This is a genomic window from Streptomyces sp. HNM0645, assembly GCF_030056615.1.
GTDB lineage: Bacteria > Actinomycetota > Actinomycetes > Streptomycetales > Streptomycetaceae > Streptomyces > Streptomyces marianii.
In genome coordinates this window covers 65,968-72,249 of record NZ_JASHLT010000039.1, presented here as the reverse complement: position 1 = coordinate 72,249, position 6,282 = coordinate 65,968, and the positions used below count along the sequence as shown (strand labels likewise).

Here is a 6,282-nt window from a genome sequence, read left to right as displayed (position 1 = left end):
CAATACAGCGCGGCCGCCTTCGCCGAGGTATGCCGCCGCCACGGCATCCGGCGCAGCATGGGCCGGGTCGGCTCGAGCTACGACAATGCCCTCGCCGAGTCGTTCTTCCAGGGCCTCAAGCGCGAATTGCTCCACGGCAGGCGCTGGACTTCGAAGACTCAGACTCGGCTGGAGCTGTTCCGCTGGCTGTCGTACTACAACCGGCGCCGTCGGCATTCCGCCCTCGGCTACCTCACACCGGTCGAGTTCGAACAGCAACTGATCACGTCACGTACGCTGTCACTCGTCGCATGAAACTCGGTGTCCACTCCCGGGGATCAACCTCAGATGGGGATGTCTAGTGCTCTGACCGGGAAGGTTCGCCGGGTTCGTGATCGCGGCGGTTGGATGGGCGATGACGTCCGATCCAACCGCTGGGGGTGCGGTGGCCGAGCCTGTCCGTGTGCGCAGACTGACCGACCAGGAGGGGCGGAAGCTGCAGCAGATCGTGCGTCGGGGCAGCACCAGCTCGGTGCGCTACCGGCGCGCGATGATGCTGCTGGCCTCGGCCGGCGGGAACCGGGTGCCGGTGATCGCCCAGCTGGTCCAGGTCGACGAGGACACCGTCCGGGACGTGATCCACCGGTTCAACGAGATCGGCCTGGCCTGCCTGGACCCTCAGTGGGCGGGAGGCCGTCCCCGCCTGCTCAACCGTGACGACGAGGACTTCGTCATCCAGACGGCCACCACCCGCCCCACCAAGCTCGGCCAGCCCTTCACCCGCTGGTCACTGCGCAAACTCGTCGCCTACCTGCGGAAAGTCCATGGCCGGGTCATTCGCATCGGCCGCGAAGCATTGCGCGGCCTGCTCGCCCGCCGCGGAATCACCTTCCAGCGCACCAAGACCTGGAAGGAGTCCCCGGACCCCGAGCGAGAGGCGAAGCTGGACCGGATCGAGGAAGTGCTGGACCGCTTCCCCGACCGGGTCTTCGCCTTCGACGAGTTCGGCCCGCTCGGTATCCGGCCCACGGCAGGCTCGGGATGGGCCCGGCAGAAACACCCCGACCGGGTGCCGGCCACCTACCACCGCACCCACGGGGTGCGCTACTTCCACGGCTGCTATTCGATCGGGGACGACCGCCTGTGGGGCGTCAACCGTCGCAGGAAGGGTGCTGCGACCACGCTGGCCGCACTGAAGTCGATTCGCGCCGCACGGTCCGACGGCGCACCGATCTACGTCATCCTGGACAACCTGTCCGCCCACAAAGGCGCCGACATCCGCCGCTGGGCGAAGAAGCACAAGGTCGAGTTGTGCTTCACCCCGACCTACGCCTCGTGGGCAAACCCGATCGAGGCGCACTTCGGACCGCTGAGGCAGTTCACCATCGCCAACTCCCACCACCCCAACCACACCGTCCAGACCAGGGCCCTGCACGCCTACCTGCGCTGGCGCAACGCCAACGCCCGCCACCGCGACGTCCTGGCCGCCGAACGCAAGGAACGCGCCCGCATCCGAAGCGAGAAGGGCATCCGCTGGGGCGGACGCCCGCTCACGACGGCAGCCTGACCAAAACGCTCCGGGAGTCAGACCACCAGCGCCGCGTGCAGCGCACTGAAGGTCTCACGAAGCTCCAACGTGGCGATCGGATCGATCTCCATCTGCAAATGGCACACGTCGTCGTCGCCGTTGGGAGTCAGGCGCACGAAAAAGGCGAAACCGTCTCCCACTGGCTCCGCCTTCAGCGTCAGCGGATTGTTCCGACCGGGAGTCACCGCTGCCGAAAAGCGTCCACGCGACGGCGCGCCCAGGTGAGAGAGCATGCGGGCCACGAAGTCCACGACCTCCGCAGCGCTGAGATCCGCGGTGAAGTCAGCTGTCAGCCAGGAGGACCAATCTGCGGTGATCTGCCAGCTGTCCGCACGGGTCCGAGCCAGTTCCAGCCACACATCATCGTTGCCGAGGCGTATCCGCGGCTCTTCCATCGTCGCCCTCCGGCATCTATGGCATGGACTCAAGATCGTACGGGGCGGATCTCCGTCATCGGAAGTCGCCACTTGCCATCCACGAACCCGGCGAACGTTCCCGGTCAGAGCACTAGTTCTCCCGCCGCCACCTGTAGCACGGGTGTGCGGCGGGTTACGGTGCGGATCCGTCTGGATGCATCCGCGATGTCGTGTGCGGAGGGGATGGTGACGGGCTGTGCATTCATAGGAGGCGTCCAAGCGGGCCGGAGGGCTTCGGAGAGAGGATGGAGGTGTCGGTCGTGTCGCTAGGAGGCGCGGGCACGCCATGAGGTGGACTCGCTGGGAAGATTGTTCGAGAGACATACGCTGGCTGTGTCGCCGGTCTGTACGGCACGACGGTTTGTTGTGTCCACGTAGAGACGGAAGATGTCGGGGCGCGCGTAGTGGCCGACTGCATCGAAGTCATAGCGAGCCCATGGGATCCGCGTCATGTCGAGGTCTGCGGTCAGCAGGACTTCCTCATCCGGGACAGGTCCGGCAAGGACCTCGCCCAGCGGGCCGATGCTGCTGTCGCCTCGGGATACGAAGTGCTCTGGGTCGTCACCGTACGGCGTGGGGTGGTCCGGGGGGAATGCCTTGGTGCGCAGCCACTGGTTGGCTGCCAGGACGAAGCATCGGCCTTCCACGGCGATATGACGCATGGTCGCATGGTGGCTTTCTCTGCTGTCCGCCGTGGGCGCGCAGTACAGTTCAATGCCTTGGGCGTACATGGCCAGCCGCGTCGCGGGCATGGGGTTCTCCCAACAGATCACGGCCCCGAGCCGCCCGAGCTTCGTACGGTGCACGTCAAGAGTCGAGCCGTCGCCGAATCCCCAGATCATCCGCTCGGCGCCGGTAGGCATGAGCTTGCGCCGCTTCCCGAGGAGTGTTCCCGTGTCGGAGAAGAACAGGACCGTGCAGTAGAGCGTGCCGTAGTCGCGTTCGACGACGCCGACCACCAGGTGCGCCCGGGCCCTGGCCGCCAGTTGGCCCAGGCGGTCCGTGACAGGGCCGGGAACCTCTACGGCGCCCTTCCAACAGCGGGCGAACTCGTCTCGTCCAGCAGCGGTGCGGTCGCCAACCACTCCGCCGAACGCCGATCCCTTGGGGTATCCGCCGATGAACGCCTCCGTGAACACCACAAGGTCCAAGTTTCGTTCGGCCGCCTCGGACAACCACCGTTCTGCAACATCCAGTGTGGCCACGGGATCGAACGGAAGCGGGGCGGCCTGCACCACTCCGGCCCGAACGACTCTGGCCTGTCCCGGACCTGGGTCTGGGCTGCTGTATGTGCTGTCGTCACTGGTCATGCCCGCCAGAGTGCCGATGGCGGCGCGTGCGGGGAAGCCATGACCCATTCAGCGGGACGGGTAGGGCACGACGGGTTGGTTCGGGCCGGATCAGGACGATCCCGGTGCATGCGGATCATGGTGGGACGGCGTCGCGTAGCTGTGAAAGCGCCCGGGCAGCCGCACGGACCTGGGCTGCCAAGGGAGACAACGGACGGGCAACCGGAACGGACACCGACAGCGCGGCGACGATGGACCTGCGGTGAGCAAGGACGGGCGCAGCGGCGCAGCACAGCCCAGCACTCACCTCCTCGTGGTCGAAAGCCACGGCGGAGCGGACGAATCCGTCAAGGGCTGCGCGAGCGCGTTTCGCGATCTCTTGATCGGTCACGGCTCCCAGTACTCGTCGACGCTGCTCGCTCGGGAGACCCGCGATGAGGACCCTCCCGACCGCGCTACGAACCGGTGACTGAAGGCGTCCGACTTCTGAAGGCGCAATGTCCCCGTCGCGCCCCACAAGCTTGGCTACGTAGCAAACGGAGTCGTCCGATAGGACCGCGAGGTGAACGGTCGCCCCTGTACGTCGACGCAGCTCAGTCAGTACGGGCTGCCCGACTGCGGCCAACTGCGCCCCCGACCAGCGCGATCCGAGGCGAAACAGGCCCGAGCCGATACTGAAACCCTCGCCCACCCGGGCCACGGCGCCGTGCGCCTCCAGTTGCGCCAGCAACCGGGACACCGTCTGCTTCGGTATCCCGGTGGCGCGCGAGATCTCCGCGCAGCGCACCGGAGTGCCGGAGGTCTCCAAGGCACCGAGAACCGCAAAGGCACCATCGAGGACCCCGCGCCGCTCTGAGCGTCCACTCAGCAATGGTCCTCTTCCCTGTGCGTCTCCGGCGGGCAGCGTGCCTCTCCGCCCTGAACCCGACCCCGGCCCCGGGGCAAGCCCCCGGCTCAAGAGGTGGGTGCTACCGCCGATTGAGGTGCTGATCGAGGGTCGACAGGATGTGGTTGACGGGGCCGAAGGTGATCATGGCCGTCGTTCCGCCCGCGATCTCGCCGCGCAAGGGGGAGAGGGCGTCGTGTGCTTGTGCGGCGAGTGATTCGTCGTGGAGCAGAGTCGCTGTATGTGCGTTGACGGCCCAGAGCGCGTCATACAGGTGGTCGGCGGGGGGCGTGGGCAGGGCGTCGGCGGCGTGGCGGGCCGCCGCGAGGTTGCCGCGGGCGAGGTCGAGGAGGGGCTGGACCCAAGGACGGTAGGGGCCCCAGTCCAGGTCGGGGTCCGTTGGCGCGGGACGGTGGTGACGCATGCGGAGGGAGAGGAGCGCGAGCGGGAAGACGCCGGCTTCCACCCCGGGCATGCCAGCGCCAGCGAGGTCGGTGGCTACGGTGCGATAGGCGTGAGCGACCTCGGCGGCATCGTTTGATCGTTCTGCCAGGCACATGGTCCGGAAAGCGGCGGTGAGAACGGGAACGAGTGGGGCCTCGTGGAGGGCGGCGAGCCGCTCGGCCGCCTCGGCGTGGCGTTGCGCGGTCCCGGTGTCGCCGCGCGCCGCATGGACCTGGATCTTGATCAGATGGCCGAGAATCTCGAACAGTGGGAGATCGTGTCGCGCGGAGAGCTCAATGAGCTCGCCGGCGATGGCATCGCGTTCGCCGGTGCGCCCGGGGCGCTGGAAGGACTGCACGAACCGGGCGTTGAGCGCGAGCACCAGCACGTTGGGGTCGTGGAGGTCCCGAGCAAGTTGTTCGGCCTCCCTCGCCGCCTCGGCGGCGAACTGGTCTCGGGTTCCGCGATGCTCGAGTGCGATGGTGGCGAGGAGACGTGCTCGAAGCGCTGGTGATGCCCCTGGCCCCAGCCGGTGCAGAGTGCGTTGAGTGGTTGCCACCAGGGCCTCGGACCGTCCGGGGTCGTCGGCGCGCGTCCAGATGGTGGGGACGTCGTACGCCGCGATCACTCGGGCGGTGAGGTCGGGGTTTCCAGTCCGTTCCGCTTCCGCGGCTGCCGCGGCGCGGTGCTCCTGGGCAAGTACCAGGTTGGTGCCACCTGTAACCGCGGCGGCCCTGGCCACAGAGCTCATCGAGCGCAGCCGTGTGTAGGTCCCTGTCGCTTCTGTGCGCGTGAGCAGGCGCAGCCGGTCCTCGTCCCGGGGTGCGGGCGTGAGGTGCGCGGCGTGCCGGAGGATGTCACGTTCGAGATGGTCGAGACTGTCCACCGATTCCAGTCCGAACTGATCCAGCAGCCTTGCTCGTGCGGCACGCAGCGAGGCCAAAGCGTCGACTTGGCGGCCGACTTGGTAGAGGGCATGGGAAAGCAGGACCCAGGCATGCTCCCGCCACGGATGTGCGGTTGCGAAAGCCTCCAGCTCCGGGATGAGGGGCGCGCCCCGTCCGAGGTCGAGCACCGCTCGGGCGCGCATTTCGACGGCTTGACAGTGAAGCTCTGTCAAGCGGGCGCGTTCTGGTGCCAGCCAGCGCGAGGCGTCGAGGTCTGTGTACGGCTCGCCCTGCCACCACGAGAGCGCTTCGCTCAGCGCACTGGCAACCTGGCCGCTGGGTGCGTCGCGCATGTCCGCAAGGGTGTCCTCGAATCGGTGGGCGTCGACGTGTGCCCGTGGAATCCGTAGGGCGTATCCGGTACCAACGGTCTTGATGACCTGCGAGGGGGTTCGCGGGGGACGATCCGGCTCAAGGGCGCGGCGCAGCTCGGCGACGAAGGTGCGGACCGTACCGGCCGCGGTGGTCGGGGGGTCCTCCCAGAGATCATCGACCAGCACCGAAAGCGGGACGGCCCGGCCGCCGGCCGCGACCAGCCGCCCCAGAAGCTCGCGGCGGCGCTGGCTGCCCACCGCAACAGGGCGGCCCTCGGCATCTCTGACCTCGATCGGTCCGAGCACCCTGATGTGGATCTCCATGTCCTCATTGTCGTCGACTCCGGGCTGCGCTGCTGATCCACTGCTAATCCGGCTCTCCGATCCTTCCTGTCGTTCATACATCTACGCGTGAGCGG

The 6,282-nt window shown here is 67.6% G+C and carries 6 protein-coding genes; 2 read left to right on the top strand and 4 right to left on the bottom strand.

The window, feature by feature from the left end; all coding sequences use genetic code 11:
* Both QMZ92_RS24945 and QMZ92_RS24940 read left to right on the top strand, forming a co-directional pair.
* On the top strand, positions 1-294 hold a 294-nt coding region (locus tag QMZ92_RS24945), incomplete at its 5' end, for an integrase core domain-containing protein (protein WP_283299703.1).
* 130 nt (positions 295-424) lie between these two features.
* Positions 425-1,546, top strand: a complete 1,122-nt coding sequence (locus QMZ92_RS24940; RefSeq protein ID WP_349307762.1) for an IS630 family transposase — start codon at positions 425-427, stop codon at positions 1,544-1,546.
* A gap of 17 nt (positions 1,547-1,563) precedes the next feature.
* Here the strand turns inward: QMZ92_RS24940 and QMZ92_RS24935 are convergent, their stop codons facing one another.
* From QMZ92_RS24935 to QMZ92_RS24920, 4 genes are all read right to left on the bottom strand, one after another.
* Complete coding sequence (locus tag QMZ92_RS24935) at positions 1,564-1,962, bottom strand: hypothetical protein (RefSeq protein WP_283299701.1); 399 nt, start codon at positions 1,960-1,962, stop codon at positions 1,564-1,566.
* 287 nt (positions 1,963-2,249) lie between these two features.
* Positions 2,250-3,188 carry a carbon-nitrogen hydrolase family protein gene (locus tag QMZ92_RS24930; protein ID WP_502962128.1) on the bottom strand — a complete coding sequence of 313 codons (939 nt, stop codon included), beginning with the start codon at positions 3,186-3,188 and terminating at the stop codon, positions 2,250-2,252.
* Between the two features lie 220 nt (positions 3,189-3,408).
* Entirely contained in the window at positions 3,409-4,143 is a 735-nt protein-coding gene (locus QMZ92_RS36490; RefSeq protein ID WP_502962127.1) for an IclR family transcriptional regulator, read from the bottom strand.
* Positions 4,144-4,240: 97 nt separating this feature from the next.
* Entirely contained in the window at positions 4,241-6,187 is a 1,947-nt protein-coding gene (locus QMZ92_RS24920; RefSeq protein ID WP_283299699.1) for an AfsR/SARP family transcriptional regulator, read from the bottom strand.
* Positions 6,188-6,282: the final 95 nt, after the last annotated feature.

Coding starts and splice junctions, on each gene's coding strand:
- QMZ92_RS24935 (WP_283299701.1), bottom strand. CDS start 1,962: ATGGAAGAGCCGCGGATACGCCTCGGCAACGATGATGTGTGGCTGGAA.
- QMZ92_RS24920 (WP_283299699.1), bottom strand. CDS start 6,187: ATGGAGATCCACATCAGGGTGCTCGGACCGATCGAGGTCAGAGATGCC.